A 16550-nucleotide genomic window follows, 5' to 3' on the forward strand; every position below is an offset into this window, starting at 1 on the left:
ACGATAATGAGGGTGAAAAGCCCTCACGCCGGAAGTCCCAGGTTTCCTGCACGACGTTAATCGGAGCAGGGTGAGTCGGCCCCTAAGGCGAGGCTGAAGAGCGTAGTCGATGGGAACCAGGTTAATATTCCTGGACTTTTTATAAGTGGTGAAGTGGGGACGGAGAAGGCTAGATAAGCCAGGCGTTGGTTGTCCTGGTACGTGCATGTAGGGGGATGGTTTAGGCAAATCCGGACCATTATTAACTCTGAGGTGCGACGTGGTGCTGACACTTCGGTGTACAGCGAAGTTATTGATGCCCGGCTCCCAGGAAAAGCTGCTAGCCATAACTTATAGAGAACCGTACCGCAAACCGACACAGGTGGACAGGTAGAGAATACTAAGGCGCTTGAGAGAACTCGGGTGAAGGAACTAGGCAAAATGGTACCGTAACTTCGGGAGAAGGTACGCCCTTTCTGGTGATGGGATTTACTTTCAGAGCTGGAGAGGGCCGCAGAGACCAGGTGGCTGCGACTGTTTATTAAAAACACAGCACTCTGCAAATTCGTAAGAAGACGTATAGGGTGTGACGCCTGCCCGGTGCCGGAAGGTTAATTGATGGGGTTATCTTCGGAGAAGCTCTTGATCGAAGCCCCGGTAAACGGCGGCCGTAACTATAACGGTCCTAAGGTAGCGAAATTCCTTGTCGGGTAAGTTCCGACCTGCACGAATGGCGTAACGATGGCCACACTGTCTCCACCCGAGACTCAGTGAAATTGAAATCGCTGTGAAGATGCAGTGTACCCGCGGCTAGACGGAAAGACCCCGTGAACCTTTACTATAGTTTTGCACTGGACTTTGATGATAACTGTGTAGGATAGGTGGGAGGCTTTGAAGTGAGGACGCTAGTTCTCATGGAGCCGACCTTGAAATACCACCCTGTTGTTATTGAGGTTCTAACTTGGTCCCGTAATCCGGGATGAGGACAGTGTATGATGGGTAGTTTGACTGGGGCGGTCTCCTCCCAAAGAGTAACGGAGGAGCACAAAGGTACCCTCGGTACGGTCGGACATCGTACCAAGAGTGTAAAGGCATAAGGGTGCTTGACTGCGAGAGCGACGGCTCGAGCAGGAACGAAAGTTGGTCTTAGTGATCCGGTGGTTCTGAATGGAAGGGCCATCGCTCAACGGATAAAAGGTACTCCGGGGATAACAGGCTGATACCGCCCAAGAGTTCATATCGACGGCGGTGTTTGGCACCTCGATGTCGGCTCATCACATCCTGGGGCTGAAGCAGGTCCCAAGGGTATGGCTGTTCGCCATTTAAAGTGGTACGCGAGCTGGGTTTAGAACGTCGTGAGACAGTTCGGTCCCTATTCTGCCGTGGGCGTAGGAAAATTGAGAGGAGCTGCTCCTAGTACGAGAGGACCGGAGTGGACGAACCTCTGGTGTACCGGTTGTGACGCCAGTCGCATCGCCGGGTAGCTAAGTTCGGACGGGATAACCGCTGAAAGCATCTAAGCGGGAAGCCTCCCTCAAGATGAGTTTTCCCATGAAGCCCGTTGAAGACTACGACGTTGATAGGCAAGGTGTGGAAGCGCAGTAATGTGTGCAGCTAACTTGTACTAATTGGCTGATTGTCTTGACCATATAATCTGAATTACTTCAGATTAACTGAATGTGACTACAAGAAAAGTGGGTTGGGTTAAGACCCAACCTAAAAAAAATGTGTACTCTTTATTTACCTAACGCATGATTCGGGTATAATGCGCCCATTAATCATGTTAAACCAGTTTTCCTGGCGACCATAGCGGTTTGGAACCACCTGATTCCATCTCGAACTCAGAAGTGAAACGAACCCGCGCCAATGATAGTGTGAGGCTTCCTCATGTGAAAGTAGGTCATCGCCAGGGTTTTATTCTTAAAAGCGGCTAACTAAGCCGCTTTTTTTTTCATTTTGAATAATAAACTTCAATAACAGAGCATGCTTGGACTAAGGATATGGATTTTAAGTTTGTTGTTTCTCCTGTTAATCAAATTAAAATTATAACTTTTTGCTTGTATTTTATCTTTTTTGCTCATCAATTGTGCTCTCATCGGGGTTCATGTAATTGATTTTTATTAAACTTTAGTTTAAGTTAATTTTATTTAGGATAGGTTGTAGCTTATGTTAGTCCAACAAATTTTGGATTTTATCAAAACGCTTGAAAAGGAAGGCACACCGATTCCGTGTGATAAAGTGCTATCTGAATGTCTTTCAGAGCGATTTTCTAAAAAGCCAGCTGGCTCTAAATTAACCAGTGATGACCTTCATTTTCTTCTTACGTGCTATAAAAGTCGATGGGAAGCGATAGTCGATAAAGATGATGATTATACCCGTAATCCATCTGCTTCTAACCTCGCGTGGATAGCTTTAGCGAAAGAACTTGCTCCTCTAGCCAAAATTAATTATTTAAAAATATTAATCCCAACCTTAAGCAATGAAAAAGATTTGAATGACTTTTCATCGCTGAACGAAACCGTAAATCTCTTTAATTTTTATCTAGGCCACGGTGGCAAGACTTTATACCGAAAATGGAGTTTTTGTAAGCACCTAGAAAATCGACAATTTACCTTATCAACGTATAGATCAGACAGAAAATTGACTGCAGTGACAATAGATGAGTTAGCCCGTTTAAAATTATGCAAAGTAACTGCTCGCGAAGTCAGTGTAAATGATGAACATTTCAAAAACTTTTGGGATCTCTTGCGCAAAAAAGTCTTTGTTAATTTAAGCGCCCAAGGGAATATGCCTATAGCCTTACTTCCTCATATGCTCGCATTGATCGAACGCTACTACTATTTACGGGCTCATAGCTTAGATTTTTCCTTGTTTAAAAATGAAGTAAGGAGTTTTTTTGCTCGTTTATACCGTTATGAATTAGCAGATGTAAATTTTTTGTATGGTACAAAAATTGCGTATAAAGAGGATGAGCAATATATGCTCGATCTATTTATTAATCTTTATACAGCTAATGATTTTATGGATCTGGATTATGAAATCCAAACGTTAAGCAAATGGTTATTCGATATTAATCCTGATTTAAAGGCCGTAAGTAAAGAGTTAGGTCCTTTTTATCAAGGATTATCCAAAGACATTAAAGACGCAGATCGACCAGTTGTTCCGTCGGAGGCTTTTGTAAATTGTTGTAAGTTACTTGTTTCATTACTTACTACCCAGTTTGAACTTTCCATTTTCTTTACTCGACAAACACACAGTTTATGGGATAAAAAAAATACAGTATTTCCTGAAGCATATGGAATTTTTACTATTTTGTTGCCATTAATTGCGGCAAATAAACCTAAAGCTTTAGAGGACGCTTATGCCAAGATTATTAAGGATATAGTCATTCCTGCAAGTGAAGATAATACCTGGTATACATGGTTTACTCGTAGTAATTCAACAATTAAATGGTTGGAGCTTGTCCAGAATTGTAAGTTAAACGAACTCGGTGTTTATTGGTTTGAACCTGAAATATTGTTTAATGCCTTGAAGCTTTTTGATACAAGGAATGAGTCGGTTCAAAAGCAGATCAATTCACTATTGGATGACATAATTCAAACTTATGCCCAAAATCAAAATGATCTCATGAAGCAATTGCGAGTGAATATTTTGTTTACGGAGTTTCTAGAAACATTAACTGAGGATCACCGCGTCTATATATTAAGATTAATTTCAACATGTGATCCGAAAATAGCTAAATCAAATTTTCTCAATAATTGTACCAAATACATCAATAGACAAGTATCTGAGCTATGCCAACGTCCAACATCTTCATCATCAGCGTTCTTCCCGCTACTTACTAAACTTGATCATAAAAAATTATTTCATTTGACTGATGGTATAAAAGATGTTGAAACAATGATGAGCGAGTATAAAACTCAATTATCTAAGCTTAATATCGAACCTAGTTTCGGAGAGAAAATCAGTAATTACTTAATGAAAATAAGCCATCCCATTCTAAGCGCAGCACAAAAAGAAAACGTCAAGGATTGTGGACGGCCTATACATGATTATTATATAGGTCAGTATACCTAGAGGCTTGTTTAAATTATACTCGCATGAAATCATAGGGTTTTCTCTGTGCGTTTCCTGCCACCCCGAGAAATGACGAGGAGGGGTGGAGTTTGGCTCAAAAGATCAGGTCTGGTTTTTTACTTAACTAAAATTAAACTTTATTTGGCGTATTGAGTGCAGAGCTTAATAAAATTTTCGTATCGCCTTTCTGAAATAAAACCCTCATTCTTTGCTCTAATAATGGCACAATGAGGCGTATCTTTATGCGTACAATTGCGAAATTTGCATTGTGACAGATAGGGGCAAAACTCAGGATAGCCACGAGCGATTTCTGTAGCATCGATATGCCATAAACTAAACTCCCTGACTCCCGGAGAATCGATTAAGGCACCACCGCTGGGCAAATGATAATAGCGTGAGTTGCTGGTAGTATGCCTGCCTAACTCGGATAGTTCCGAAAGGGCATTTATGGAAATATTTTGTTCATGAGGCAAAATATTGGAAATAAGTGACGATTTCCCTACCCCAGATTGTCCTACAAACACACTGATTTGATGATTTAATATATTTTTCAGTGCTTCTAAGCCATCAGGAGTGCATTTACTTGTTTGCAGGATTGGATAATGAAGCCTCCCATAATCAAGAAGTAACTGTTCTTTTAGGGCTTCGCAAGGCAAATCCGTTTTATTCAATAGAATTACGGCCTGCAAGTGTAGTGTTTCTGCCATCACTAAATAGCTATCAAGTAACGGCCAGGAGATTTCGGGTTTTGGTGCGATCACAATGATGAGTTGTGTAATGTTTGCTGCAACGGGCTTGACCACACCTGAGCTGGTTGGTTTTGCCAAAACGCTGCTGCGAGGGTAAAGACTGACTACTACACCTTGATTCGTTCCTTCTGTTTGCCAAATTACCCGATCTCCAGCAACTAATGTTTCCAGATTGGGTCTAATCGAACACCGAACATGTTTTCCCTCATGGTCTTCGAGTTCAACATGTCTGCTAAATCGAGTAATCACTAGGCCATCAGCTAAATCCTCATGATTTTTTTTATTTTCATGATAATTTCGTTGGATTTTTTCAATGCGTGCAGTTTGTTGCTTACTAATACGTCTTTTACTCATAGTTCGGATCTATAATATAATCATTAAATATTCTTAGCTCGGTGAGGCAAATCAGAGCTAAATAATCATACAGTATGAAGGTAAATTAAAATTAATGAAAGTCTACTTGGTTGGTGGTGCTGTTCGTGATCAATTATTGGGTCTTCCAGTAAATGAACGGGACTGGGTTGTTGTTGGTTCCAGTCCCGATGATTTATTAGAAAAAGGATTCAAACAGGTTGGGCGTGATTTTCCTGTTTTTTTGCATCCAGAGACCAGTGAAGAATATGCTTTAGCACGAACTGAAAGAAAATCTGCTCCAGGTTATTATGGTTTTTCCTGCAATTTTAGTAAAACAGTAACTTTGGAAGATGATTTAGCACGTCGCGATTTAACAATTAATGCCATGGCGATGGATGAGCTGGGGTGCCTTGTTGATCCTTATCAGGGAAGAAAGGATTTAGAGGCTAAGTTACTTCGCCATGTATCTCCTGCTTTTGTAGAGGATCCAGTACGCGTGTTGCGTGTTGCTCGTTTTGCGGCGCGTTTTCATCATTTAGGCTTTAAATTGGCGGATGAAACCCGTTCATTAATGTATACGATGGTTCAAAGAGGCGAATTGACTCATTTGGTTGCTGAGCGAGTCTGGCAAGAATGGCAGAAAAGCTTGACGGAAAAAAATCCAGAGCAATTTATCGGTACTTTGCGCTCCTGTGATGCATTACGCGTGGTTTTGCCTGAAATTGATGCATTATTTGGTATTCCCAACCCTTATCGGTATCATCATGAAGTAGATAGTGGTATTCATACTTTGCTGGTCTTACATGCAGCAGCAAGTTTATCTCCAGATCCCGTGGTCCGTTTTGCCGCCTTGGTGCATGATTTAGGTAAGGCTTTGTCACCGATGCATAATTGGCCAAGTCATCATGGCCATGAGGAGCGTGGAGTGGCTATTATTGAGAGTTTATGTTCTCGACTACGTATCCCCAATGAGTATCGTGCCCTTGCAAGGATGACCTCGCGATTTCATTTGAATATACATCGCTTATTTGAGTTAAAAGCAAGTACTATTGTGAAGCTTTTAGAGCAAAGTGATGCATTTCGCCGCCCTAATCTCTTCTATAATATGTTAATTGCTTGTCAATCCGATGCAGAGGGCTGTGGCCGAAATATTGATTACCGACAAGGTAAATTATGGGGTTATTTGCTTACGGAATGTGCTAAAGTGAATAGCCAAGCCCTTATCACTGAAGGTTATAAGGGTGAAGCAATTAAACATGCGTTACATCAAAGACGAGTGGCATGTGTTGAACTGATATTAAACTCCTGGATGATAAATGAAAAATAATCAAAATTTAATTTGGATAGATTTGGAAATGACAGGGCTTGAACCTGAAAAAGACAGGATAATCGAGCTTGCTACAGTTGTGACTGATCCTCATTTAAATGTAATTGCTGAGGGGCCCGTTTTTGCTATTTCCCAGCCTAAAACTTTACTCGATGGTATGGATTCTTGGAATACCAGACAACATGGGCAATCCGGCTTAGTCAAGCGCGTTTTGGAAAGCCAAATTAGTGAGACGCAAGCAGAACAATTAACTATCGATTTCTTAAAACAGTATTTGGATAAAGGAAAATCACCAATGTGTGGTAATAGCGTTTGCCAGGATAGGAGATTTTTATACAAATACATGCCAGAACTTGCAGCGTTTTTTCATTACCGAAATTTGGATGTCAGCACGCTGAAAGAATTAGCGATCCGTTGGCGGCCTGAGTTGTTGAATGGAGTAGTTAAAGAATCCAAACACCTTGCATTAGATGATATTAAAGATTCGATTGCAGAATTGGTATATTATCGTCACCATTTTATAAATTTACCGGATGTACCCAAATGATAGAAAGAGAGCGATTGGAATTACCTAACGCCGCAGACAAGTTATTACTGCATTCATGTTGTGCCCCCTGTTCTGGTGAGGTTATGGAGGCGCTTATTAGTTCAGAGATAAATTTTACAATCTTTTTTTATAATCCGAACATTCATCCTGTTCAAGAGTATGAAATCAGAAAAAACGAAAACATTAATTTTGCTCAAAAACACAATATCACATTCATCGATGCAGATTATGATAAAGACAACTGGTTTGCTCGAGCCAAAGGTTTGGAATGGGAACCAGAGCGTGGTAAACGTTGCACCATGTGTTTTGATATGCGTTTTGAACGAACCGCTTTATATGCTCATGAGCATGGTTTTCCAGTAATCAGCAGTTCCTTGGGAATTTCCCGTTGGAAAGATATGAATCAAATTAATGATTGTGGCATTCGCGCTGCAAGTAAATATCCCAACTTAGAATACTGGACTTATAATTGGCGTAAAAATGGTGGTTCGGAGCGTATGTATGAAATTGCAAAACGCGAGGAATTTTATAAGCAAGAATATTGTGGATGTGTGTATTCTTTACGTGATACCAATGCTTGGCGCAAACAAAAAGAACGTGATCGAATTAAAATCGGTATAAACTATTATACTGAAGAACCAAAAGACGAAGGAGCCTTATGAGTACTCACTCACATGGTGATTCACATCACCATCACGGGCACAATGCTGCGGTCACTTATGGTAGAGCATTTATCATTTCTATAATCGCTAATGGTCTTTTTGTGATTTTACAGATAGTTTTTGCTTATTTATCTAATTCGACCAGTTTATTGGCTGATGCGTTTCACAATTTAGGTGATGTTTTGGGTTTAGTTTTAGCATGGATTGCTACGGTACTGATGAAGCGTGCACCTACGATGAAGGCTACCTATGGTTTAAAAAAAATATCCATTCTCTCTGCGTTAGCAAATGGAATTTTATTAGTCTTTACATGCGGAATTATTGCTACAGATGCAGTATACAAATTATTTTCGCCCTCAGAGGTTCATGCATTTTCTGTAATGATCGTTGCCGGTGTGGGAATAATAATTAATTTTGCTACGGCACTGTTGTTTGCTCGTGGTTCTGAAGACTTGAATATTCGAGCTGCCTATTTACATCTATTTTATGATGCTTTGGTTTCTGTTGGCGTCGTTCTATCTGCTGCATTATTGTATTGGACTGGTTGGTTTTGGATAGACCCAATAGTTGGTTTATGCATTGCATTAATTATATTAAAAGGAACTTGGTCCTTATTTGCTGGAAGTTTCAGACTTATTATCGATGGAGTTCCAGAAAATATTTCCTGGACTGCTGTTAGTGATTTTTTATTGGGTAAGCCAGGAGTAAAAGGATTCCATGACTTACATATTTGGGCTCTCAGCACCCAAGAAAATGCCATGTCAGTTCACTTATATATGCCTGATGCAGAACTTTCTGATGCATTAAGGTCCGAATGGGTTGAGCAATTACGCCATGACTTTAACATTCAACATGTCACCATTCAGGTAGAGAAGACTAAAATAAATTGTAATGATGCATGTCATCATCCAAAATTTTTATAGATAAATTTACTTTATCCTGAGGAGCTACAACGAAGGATCTTCTGTTTTATGCATTTTATTTCTCATGCTGGAGATCCTCGCGCTGTTCGAGATGAGGTTATCTGCTCGAATTAATTGTTCTCGGTGTAGACTTCTTTTGTAATTAACTCTAAACCTTGTTTATAGCTTTTACACGCAAGTGCTTCTTCACCCAGTTTTTCATGCAATTGCCCCTGAATTTCGTAGGCTAGAGCAGTAGGTTCAATCTCATTGGCTTTTTCAAGATAATATTTAGCCTTTCCCCACAATTTACGTTTCATGCAAATTTGCCCTAAACATAAATAGAGTGCTGCTGAATGAGCATGTTTTTTCAGTAATCCTTCGGCAAAAGTGAGTTGTTTTTCATCTGTGGGTAATAAACTATAAAGCCTAATCAATTGGGGGCTAAGGTCTTTACGCAGAGCACGCCGCAATAAATCATTGGCTGTAGTGTAGTCTGCCCTCTTTAATAAGAAACGAATGTATTCGGCGATGATATTGGGTTCATCACTTAAAGTTTTAGGTAGTGAATGAAAAAAAGTATGTACGGCATCTGCTTGATTTTGCTTTACTAGATCAATCATTCTTTGTAAATAAGTATTATATTGCAATAACGCAAACTCCTGGGGATTAACAACCTGATATTTTTTTAAGTCAGGTAGAATGGTAATCAGTTGTGGCCAGTCTTTTACTTCTTGATAAAGTTGCATTATAAGTTTTAAAACATATGGATGACGTGGTGCTATATCATGTAAATGTTTTAAGGTTGCCAGAGCCTGTTCCCATTGATGATTTGCCAGTTGTAATTCTGCTTGCGTCAATTCCACCGCAATTTTGGCTTCAGGCATTGATTGCTGCGCTTCACGCAAATAATCATCTCGTAATTGGTTGTCTCCCATTTTTTGGGCTGCTCGAGCAGCAGTCAAATAATTAAGTAATGGTGTATCTGTGTTGGGTAAGGCCTGAATTAAATGATTTTTTGCTTTGAGCCAATAGCCTTCGCTGTATTCAATGAATCCTTTACGAGTAATTGCTTGTGCTTTTTGAGACAGTCGCTTGGAGTGCCATCGAGTTAATGTACTTGGAGTACGGGAAATTTGCTGGAATAAACGCAGAATAAGATACAAGATTATGAACAAAATAATCAGGCCAAAAACAGCGACCCAAACTGTTGTTTCGATAGTCCAGTGGTTGATTGCAATGAGAACGTAACCGGGATCTTTATTCAGTTGAATTCCTAATGCTACAGCACCCAGTAAAATCAAAAAAGCAAAGAGAAGACGAAGCATTATTAATTTCCTCCTGCGCTATTTTCCTCAGTTGAGGATTGATTTACAGGTGTCCTCTTTGCATCAATCAATTCATTGAGCATAGGGAGAGCGGAGCCTAGTTCAGGTCTTTTTGGAGTTATATTCACCTGCTGTAAATCAGTGAGCTCTTTGATTAAAGCAGCTGTATTTGGTGTCTCTTTATTAAAATTCATTCTCAGATTATTAATCGCCTGTTTTAGAACCAATTGGTAGACAAAGGCATTGTGATGTAGAACTGCCCATTGTGCCTCTTGGAGATTCAGACGGAGCTTTTCTTTGAATATGGCCTCAAATAAGGGAGACATCAGTGGTTTTATCTCCTGATCATGGCGACGAATTACAACAAGTTTTTCCAGCACGGTCATACTGCTTTGTAAACGGGATCGCCAAGAAGAATTATTGGGTGCAGGCGTTGTATTTTCGGTAGCAGGCTTCTCACTTACAGGTAGTGGAATGCTCAAATCATTAATGCTGTTTTGAGCCGCATCCAATTGACTTAGTAAACCGGCAATGTCTACAGAGGGTAAGGCTTGCATTTGTGCTATATCTTTGGCTATTGCCTGCCTTATATTAAAAATCTTAGGATTGTTTAATTGTTTTAAGAGCTGATCGGCTTGCTCCAATAAAGCAATTGTTGCATCAACACCATTACTCCAATGTGCATTGATTTGAGCTAATTCAAGATAGTAACGTGCTTTGAGAAGAATCCAATCCTGGTTTTGATAAAACCTTTGGCTCATTGCAGTTTGTAATTGTTTGCTTAAGTTCTCAAATTTGGTTTGTAATTGCGTCTGTATTTCTTCGGCATTATTTGTTTTAGTATTGATTTGCTCTAGAGTTTGCTCTTGTTTTTGTTCGAGTTGCTGTAACTGGGTGGCGAAACTGTGTTGTGCTGTGTTTAATTGATCGTGCAATTGCTTATTCAGAGAAAAGGTATAGGCAGCAATCCCTAAGGCGCCTAAGGCAACAATAAAAGCGAATGCGGTGAATAGATAGTTATTTTTAGAAACAGAGGAATTACTTTTTGGTTTTGCTTTCTCAACTTGCGTCGTATTAGGTGCTTTTTTTGTTTTTTGTATTTGTTCTTCGTTGCCGTTTGCCATAAATTAATCCTTGTTTACGTAGTCAAACAATGTATCCATCACCCGGCTAGGGTGGCATATCCTAATATCTGTTATACCCGATGCAGAGGCAACTTGAGCCAGCCGCTCACTAATCATGAGCCATTTTTTATTACGTAGCCAATCATGGGCCTCTTTATCAAATAGTTTAAAAAGGTTATGCAGGGACTGTTCACTTGTTAACAGTATAATGTCCACTAAATCTTCGCGCCATATCGATTGCACAAATTGAGTGCTCATTTGAGGAATAACTCTTTTGTACACCTCGAGAACAAGCAAGTTAGTTCCTCTTTGTATTAACTGCTCCTCAATAAGTGGCCTGCCTCCTTCTCCCTTAAATAGTAGCACGTTTTGCTTTTCTGGTTGTTGTAACGTTTTTAATGCCAATAAATGCTCACTGTCAGGCACCTCGGGAATTGCACTCACCTGGATGTTGAATTCGTGAAGTGCTGCCGCACTTCCTTGGCCAATTGCAATGACTTGAATGGAAGATGGCCATTCGATCTGATGTTGTCTTAATTGAGTAAAACAATAATGAACCGCATTAGCACTAATAAAAATAGCTTGGTCTATCGTTTTCAAATTGGGTAGTAAACTGATCCAATGAGTGTTGGTCGCCTTAATTTCTATCGCGGGAAGTTCAATTACTATTCCTCCTGCGTCACGGATGCTTTGGCTTAACTGACTCGCTTGGCCACGTGGGCGAGTATTTAAAATACATAAGCCAGATAGTGAATTTTTCATTTTGGAACTGATGCAAGAAGATTTGCTGCACCTTGTGCCAGCAAAGATTGGGCGCAATGTTCGGCTAAGTTTGTTGCCTCCTCTAATGGACCAGTTTGCATGCTCTCTATGATTTGTGAACCATCAAGAGTTAAAATTTTTGCTTTTAAGGCAAGCTGATTATTCGCCATGGGTGAGCAAAAAACTGCTAAAGGTACATGGCAATTACCACCTAAGAGTGCATTGACCTTACGCTCAGCATGCACGCAAATAGACGATATGGGGTCGTTGAGTTCGACAAGGAGTTCCCGAATTTCTGCATCATCGCTTCTGCATTCGATTGCTAGAGCCCCTTGCCCACAAGCAGGAAGCATGATCTGAGCAGATAATTGCTCTGTTATGACCTCGGTGAAGCCCATACGCTCAAGACCTGCAGCAGCTAAGATAATTGCCTGATATTCTCCTGACTTGAGTTTTTCAAGTCGGGTATTGATATTTCCTCGTAAGGATTTAACCTTTAAATCGGGCCGGTACGCTAATAATTGCGATTGTCGTCTAAGGCTTGAGGTTCCAACAATAGATTGAGCTGGCAGAGAGTGCAGATCCTTATGTTGGTAGCTGACAAAGACATCGAATGGGTTATCTCTTTTACAAATCGCAACGAGATCAAGGCCTTCAGGGAATTCTGCAGGCATATCTTTTGAGGAATGAACAGCAAAATCAGCTCTCTTATCTAACAAAGCTTCTTCTAACTCTTTTACAAATAAACCTTTCCCGCCAATAACCTGAAGTTTATCCTTAAGAAACTTATCCCCAGATGTGCTCATAGGTACTAATTCTATTTGCAGATTTGGCCTTTTGTTTAACAGTAAATCACGAACATGATTGGCTTGCCATAAGGCTAATGGGCTCTGACGTGTTGCAATACGTAATGTTCTTGAACTCATAGGATACTGCATTTAAAAAAAGATGCAGTATCATACTATGTTCACTATATGGATGCACGCACAGAAAGAGCAATAAAAATATAAGTCCAACCATTAACAATCATATCAATTGCAATGAACATTCCTATAACCCATAAACCACTAACAGGCCATTGCATGATGATTAGGATGCCGAGGATAATGGCGAGGATTCCGGCAAATAAGAGCCAACCCCAGCCCTGAGCTTCTTTTAAAGATAAGGCCAAAATGATTCGTGTGATACCAATAACAATTAGAACGCCTGCTAAGAGTGCAGTAATTAAAGTGGATGCTAAAAAGGGATCATAAATGACAACACCAGCACCAATCAGGTATAAAACTGCAATTATTGCTTGCCAGAATATTCCTTTCCAGTCTCGGTGTTTGAAAATATCAATAAAATGAGAGATTGCAGAGATAATTAATAAGGCTGCAAAAAAATACATACTGACCAACGTCAGACCAATGACCATGCTCAAGCCTATGCAGCCTAGAACAACAAGTAGTATTCCCAATCCTAAAAGCCAACCCCAATTACGTCTTATCGCATTTGGGGTGTAAATTTCGTTCGTGTTTGCCATATCATTTCCTTATTGTGGTACATCCATAACGAATAACAACTAGTAAAATATAACCTAATTTTCAAAGAGTTGTCGAATAGTGTAGCCGTGTTTTATTGAATTTGATGTCGGTTTGGAACCTTGTCCCAACATGGACTTAAAGCCGAATGGATTACGAAAGTTTTTGTTGGGCCAAGGCCTTGCCTACAGACTATAAGAGAAAATTATTTGTAACTATCATAAAACGCATAAGGTTTTTGTTTATAATAAGCCCAATAACGGTCTCCATAAGACCAATGCCAATATTCATTACCATAATTAACAAAACCAACGGCCTCTAATGCCTGGCTCATGATTTTCCGATTTTGCTTTGCTTCCTCAGTAATAATTTCGGACGCAGTTAGTGAAAGAGAGCCATCCAAATCGTCCATCCAATCTTTTGGGTGAATTCCCATTTCAATGGCCTCTCCTTGCTCATTGATTAGGTAAACGTCTATCGCGGCGCCCGTTGAATGAGGCGGGATATTGGGTGAGCCGTCCTGGTTGATTACTGGGGAAACCAATCGCGTTGTTTCCGTAAAAATCTGTTCGGCAGACCATTCCGGGTGTTTCTTTTTGACTTTCTCATGACGTGTATCAAAAAGCGATTTTTGTAGGGTGAGACTCCGATAACTTTCATACAAACAAAAACGTAATCCAGTAGGTAACAAGGATTGGGCTTTTTTTAATTTTTCATAAATTGTTTTTCGCATTTTGGTGTAATCAGTATTATTCGGTATTTCTGGAGAAGGGCCATAGCTAATTCCCGGATGATTTATTAAATCGATCATTGGCTCTTGATTATCAATTACCGGGATGGCGATAATTTTAGGATCAGCAATGAGTAAAATAGGTTCCAGTGCAGTAAAATCTGACATATCTAATCCTTATAACTTATTTTGCCATGAATGAAATGCATTTACTTAAAGCCCCCCATTATAGATTGAAGCGTGTTTCAAGAAAATAAAATGATTTTCCCCTTATTTGGTTTTAATCGTGCTGGAAAAAAAATTCACTTCTGGGTATTATCCTAAATTATTATCATGGGGTGTACGGGCATGAGGTTGCAGTTTTTAATGTTATTGTTTAGTTTTTCATTTGCGGTATATGCCTGTGATGAAGTGCGACAACGAGAAATGCAATTAAGAATTCAACCTGTAGGGGAAGTCTCTGTACAAGGTCAAGCTCAGGCAGATAATAAAGCAGTGAGCGAAGTTGCAGCAAAAAAAGAGCCTGGCGAAGAAACCTACCAAAAGTATTGTATTGTTTGTCATCGAGATGGTCTTGCGGGAGCACCAAAATTCAGGAATGAACAGGATTGGAAACCGCGTTTAGCCGGGAGAGAATTAAATGATTTACTGGCTTCTTCAATAAAAGGGTTGAATGCTATGCCTGCAAAAGGAACGTGTATTAAATGTAGTGATGATGATCTTCGAGCCGCCATATCTTATATGTTGCCAAAATCATGAGAAAAATTACTTTTAAAAAAATTCAAACCTTCAATGCAGCTCTGACTGTGTTTGTATTATTTGCTTCTTTTTATTTTCAATATATTGTTGGCCTTGTTCCTTGTCCTTTATGCATCATGCAACGGCTTTGTGTCTTATTATTATTAGCGGTTATGGGATTTAGTTTTCGAACCTTAAAAAGGGCCCGAATGATTAGTTTTTTACAAATAATCATTGCATGTGCTGGCTTATATTTTTCTTTACGCCAATTATGGCTACAGTCCTTACCTGCAGGCCAAGCCCCCGCTTGTATGCCAAGCTTGGATATTTTAATGCGCTATTTACCATGGCAAACGGTACTAAAAGCTTTATTTTTAGGAACAGGGGATTGTGCCGAAGTCACTTGGCGTCTACTTGGAGTCTCGATGCCTGGATGGTGTGCGATGTACTTTTTATACATGGCCCTAATGGGATGTTTCTTATTTTGGCAGACCAGTTCACGCAGATTTCGACAAGAAAATTTTTAGTTGGTTGCACTTTGTAGATACTGTCTTTAAAAGCAAGTTAAATGTTCATTAAAAGCTTGCTTATTTTTTAAGACACCGAAAATAATGTGAGCTAACTTGCGCATCACAGCACAAATGATTGTTTTCGGTGTTTTGCCTTTCGCTTGAAGTTTATTAGCAAAAGGAAGCAGCGATTTATTGTAACGTTTGGCAACTAAAGCAGCCATGTAAAGAGCCTTTCTTAATCGGCTGTCACCGAGTCTCGAAATCGTAGTTTTGCCGATAAAAGAACCTGATTGATGTTGTTTGGGAGTAATCCCCATATAGGCAGCGAATTGTTTTGCTGTTTGGAAGCATTGTACTTCAGGCATACGTGCCAATATCTGATAGGCAGTAAGTTTTCCAATACCCTTAATAGACAGTAATAATTCAAATTGCTCTCTAAGCTGCTTATTATTATCAATGCGTTCATCAATTTGTTGTTGAATGGCTTTAATTTCTTGTTCCAGCTTCTCAATCATTTTCTTGACGCTTTTCTGTGCTGCATGTCCCTTAAGGCTATGTAGTTGATTCGTTAATTGAATGACCTGGGCTTTTAGCATATCCAATACTTTAGTTAACTCTCTTATTTCTTTTTGCTCTATAGAGCTTGGCTGATAAAGGCGGGGTTCCATACGTTGACCAAATTGGGCAATGATTTTTGCATCAATCGTATCATTTTTATTGCGTGCTAGGGAGGCTTTGGCAAAGCTCTTAATTTGAAAGGGATTAATGACACTCACTCGAATTCCTTTTTCCGTTAAGAAGTCAGCAAGCCCCTCGCTGTAATGACCAGTTGCTTCCATACAGACCCAAGGAGATATTGTGTGTTGCTCAAGCCATTTATGAAATGCTTGATATCCTTGTTTGTTATTAGGAAAAACAGCATGTTTGTAACGGTTATTGATTGCTAGAGCACTATCAAACTTATCCTTAGCGATATCAACACCTATAAAATCATATGCACTCATGCTAATCTCCAATGGCTGTAAAAAATACTTGAGGTTATTTATCATTGACCAAGCTTGCGAATACAGGCTTACTTTGACGAGAGCGGCCTAAGATACTGTTCGGTCGATTGATAAGTGGGGAGAAGGTCCTAATCTACACATCAGGCTTTTATGCCTTGCCCGGTTACAAGATCACTTCTCCCATCTCAAGTGCCCTTGAGATTAAGCTTTTTTGCTTACAGATTAAAGATAC

Annotated in this window: 15 protein-coding genes and 2 rRNA genes (1 of these 17 only partly in view); 9 read left to right on the top strand and 8 right to left on the bottom strand. The window is 39.8% G+C overall.

Translation table 11 applies throughout. The features are described from left to right. The 3 genes from ACF8MK_RS06940 to ACF8MK_RS06950 all read left to right on the top strand — a co-directional run. Positions 1–1628, top strand: a 23S ribosomal RNA gene (locus ACF8MK_RS06940) (it extends 1267 nt beyond the left edge of the window). A 147-nt stretch (positions 1629–1775) separates the two neighbouring features. After that, positions 1776–1891: ribosomal RNA gene (gene rrf / locus ACF8MK_RS06945) — 5S ribosomal RNA — on the top strand. A 254-nt stretch (positions 1892–2145) separates the two neighbouring features. Next, positions 2146–4056, top strand: a complete 1911-nt coding sequence (locus ACF8MK_RS06950; protein ID WP_392538711.1) for a hypothetical protein — start codon at positions 2146–2148, stop codon at positions 4054–4056. 137 nt (positions 4057–4193) lie between these two features. Here the strand turns inward: ACF8MK_RS06950 and rsgA are convergent, their stop codons facing one another. Next, complete coding sequence (gene rsgA / locus ACF8MK_RS06955) at positions 4194–5159, bottom strand: small ribosomal subunit biogenesis GTPase RsgA (RefSeq protein ID WP_392538712.1); 966 nt, start codon at positions 5157–5159, stop codon at positions 4194–4196. Positions 5160–5253: 94 nt separating this feature from the next. Here rsgA and ACF8MK_RS06960 point away from each other — a divergent pair, with 94 nt between their 5' ends. The 4 genes from ACF8MK_RS06960 to ACF8MK_RS06975 are packed head-to-tail and all read left to right on the top strand — an operon-like array spanning position 5254 to position 8618. Further along, positions 5254–6486 (top strand): multifunctional CCA addition/repair protein, encoded by a 1233-nt coding sequence (locus ACF8MK_RS06960; protein WP_392538713.1) that lies wholly within the window; start codon positions 5254–5256, stop codon positions 6484–6486. Next, a complete protein-coding gene (gene orn / locus ACF8MK_RS06965) occupies positions 6476–7033 on the top strand; it encodes an oligoribonuclease (RefSeq protein ID WP_392538714.1) in 558 nt (185 codons plus the stop codon). Before ACF8MK_RS06960 ends, orn begins: the two co-directional genes overlap by 11 nt. Beyond that, complete coding sequence (locus tag ACF8MK_RS06970; RefSeq protein WP_028380689.1) at positions 7030–7695, top strand: epoxyqueuosine reductase QueH; 666 nt, start codon at positions 7030–7032, stop codon at positions 7693–7695. The genes orn and ACF8MK_RS06970 overlap by 4 nt, the downstream gene beginning before the upstream one ends. Further along, positions 7692–8618 (top strand): cation diffusion facilitator family transporter, encoded by a 927-nt coding sequence (locus tag ACF8MK_RS06975; RefSeq protein ID WP_265703071.1) that lies wholly within the window; start codon positions 7692–7694, stop codon positions 8616–8618. Before ACF8MK_RS06970 ends, ACF8MK_RS06975 begins: the two co-directional genes overlap by 4 nt. Positions 8619–8728: 110 nt before the next feature. Here ACF8MK_RS06975 and ACF8MK_RS06980 read toward each other — a convergent pair whose 3' ends face one another. The 6 genes from ACF8MK_RS06980 to ACF8MK_RS07005 form a co-directional block, all read right to left on the bottom strand. Beyond that, positions 8729–9925 carry a heme biosynthesis HemY N-terminal domain-containing protein gene (locus ACF8MK_RS06980; RefSeq protein ID WP_392538715.1) on the bottom strand — a complete coding sequence of 399 codons (1197 nt, stop codon included), beginning with the start codon at positions 9923–9925 and terminating at the stop codon, positions 8729–8731. Positions 9926–9927: 2 nt separating this feature from the next. Continuing rightward, entirely contained in the window at positions 9928–11049 is a 1122-nt protein-coding gene (locus tag ACF8MK_RS06985) for a uroporphyrinogen-III C-methyltransferase (protein WP_392538716.1), read from the bottom strand. 3 nt (positions 11050–11052) lie between these two features. Beyond that, positions 11053–11811, bottom strand: coding sequence for a uroporphyrinogen-III synthase (locus ACF8MK_RS06990; RefSeq protein ID WP_392538717.1), 759 nt, complete (start codon positions 11809–11811; stop codon positions 11053–11055). Beyond that, entirely contained in the window at positions 11808–12737 is a 930-nt protein-coding gene (hemC, locus tag ACF8MK_RS06995; RefSeq protein WP_392538718.1) for a hydroxymethylbilane synthase, read from the bottom strand. The genes ACF8MK_RS06990 and hemC overlap by 4 nt, the downstream gene beginning before the upstream one ends. Before the next feature lie 44 nt (positions 12738–12781). After that, entirely contained in the window at positions 12782–13336 is a 555-nt protein-coding gene (locus tag ACF8MK_RS07000; protein ID WP_392538719.1) for an HdeD family acid-resistance protein, read from the bottom strand. Positions 13337–13539: 203 nt separating this feature from the next. Further along, positions 13540–14232: a M15 family metallopeptidase gene (locus tag ACF8MK_RS07005; RefSeq protein ID WP_392538720.1), complete on the bottom strand. Its 693-nt coding sequence runs from the start codon at positions 14230–14232 to the stop codon at positions 13540–13542. 180 nt (positions 14233–14412) lie between these two features. Between ACF8MK_RS07005 and ACF8MK_RS07010 the strand changes: the two genes are divergently transcribed. Together ACF8MK_RS07010 and ACF8MK_RS07015 are read left to right on the top strand one after the other, a co-directional pair. Further along, on the top strand, positions 14413–14823 hold the full coding sequence (locus ACF8MK_RS07010) for a c-type cytochrome (protein ID WP_392538721.1): 411 nt from the start codon (positions 14413–14415) through the stop codon (positions 14821–14823). Beyond that, the gene (locus ACF8MK_RS07015) at positions 14820–15329 is read left to right on the top strand and encodes a disulfide bond formation protein B (RefSeq protein WP_392538722.1); all 510 of its coding nucleotides are present in this window, start codon (positions 14820–14822) and stop codon (positions 15327–15329) included. The genes ACF8MK_RS07010 and ACF8MK_RS07015 overlap by 4 nt, the downstream gene beginning before the upstream one ends. A 26-nt stretch (positions 15330–15355) precedes the next feature. Here ACF8MK_RS07015 and ACF8MK_RS07020 read toward each other — a convergent pair whose 3' ends face one another. Beyond that, positions 15356–16318 (bottom strand): IS110 family transposase, encoded by a 963-nt coding sequence (locus ACF8MK_RS07020; protein WP_392536427.1) that lies wholly within the window; start codon positions 16316–16318, stop codon positions 15356–15358. Positions 16319–16550 lie beyond the last annotated feature (232 nt).

The organism is Legionella sp. 227, assembly GCF_043161935.1.
GTDB classification, from domain to species: Bacteria; Pseudomonadota; Gammaproteobacteria; order Legionellales; family Legionellaceae; genus Legionella; species Legionella sheltonii.

Excerpts from the sequence above, each read along its gene's own strand:
- ACF8MK_RS07000 (WP_392538719.1), bottom strand. The coding sequence starts at position 13,336 with ATGGCAAACACGAACGAAATTTACACCCCAAATGCGATAAGACGTAAT.
- ACF8MK_RS06990 (WP_392538717.1), bottom strand. The coding sequence starts at position 11,811 with ATGAAAAATTCACTATCTGGCTTATGTATTTTAAATACTCGCCCACGT.
- ACF8MK_RS07010 (WP_392538721.1), top strand. The coding sequence starts at position 14,413 with ATGAGGTTGCAGTTTTTAATGTTATTGTTTAGTTTTTCATTTGCGGTA.
- ACF8MK_RS07020 (WP_392536427.1), bottom strand. The coding sequence starts at position 16,318 with ATGAGTGCATATGATTTTATAGGTGTTGATATCGCTAAGGATAAGTTT.
- rsgA (WP_392538712.1), bottom strand. The coding sequence starts at position 5,159 with ATGAGTAAAAGACGTATTAGTAAGCAACAAACTGCACGCATTGAAAAA.
- ACF8MK_RS07005 (WP_392538720.1), bottom strand. The coding sequence starts at position 14,232 with ATGTCAGATTTTACTGCACTGGAACCTATTTTACTCATTGCTGATCCT.
- orn (WP_392538714.1), top strand. The coding sequence starts at position 6,476 with ATGAAAAATAATCAAAATTTAATTTGGATAGATTTGGAAATGACAGGG.
- ACF8MK_RS06970 (WP_028380689.1), top strand. The coding sequence starts at position 7,030 with ATGATAGAAAGAGAGCGATTGGAATTACCTAACGCCGCAGACAAGTTA.
- ACF8MK_RS06985 (WP_392538716.1), bottom strand. The coding sequence starts at position 11,049 with ATGGCAAACGGCAACGAAGAACAAATACAAAAAACAAAAAAAGCACCT.
- hemC (WP_392538718.1), bottom strand. The coding sequence starts at position 12,737 with ATGAGTTCAAGAACATTACGTATTGCAACACGTCAGAGCCCATTAGCC.
- ACF8MK_RS06975 (WP_265703071.1), top strand. The coding sequence starts at position 7,692 with ATGAGTACTCACTCACATGGTGATTCACATCACCATCACGGGCACAAT.
- ACF8MK_RS07015 (WP_392538722.1), top strand. The coding sequence starts at position 14,820 with ATGAGAAAAATTACTTTTAAAAAAATTCAAACCTTCAATGCAGCTCTG.
- ACF8MK_RS06960 (WP_392538713.1), top strand. The coding sequence starts at position 5,254 with ATGAAAGTCTACTTGGTTGGTGGTGCTGTTCGTGATCAATTATTGGGT.
- ACF8MK_RS06950 (WP_392538711.1), top strand. The coding sequence starts at position 2,146 with ATGTTAGTCCAACAAATTTTGGATTTTATCAAAACGCTTGAAAAGGAA.
- ACF8MK_RS06980 (WP_392538715.1), bottom strand. The coding sequence starts at position 9,925 with ATGCTTCGTCTTCTCTTTGCTTTTTTGATTTTACTGGGTGCTGTAGCA.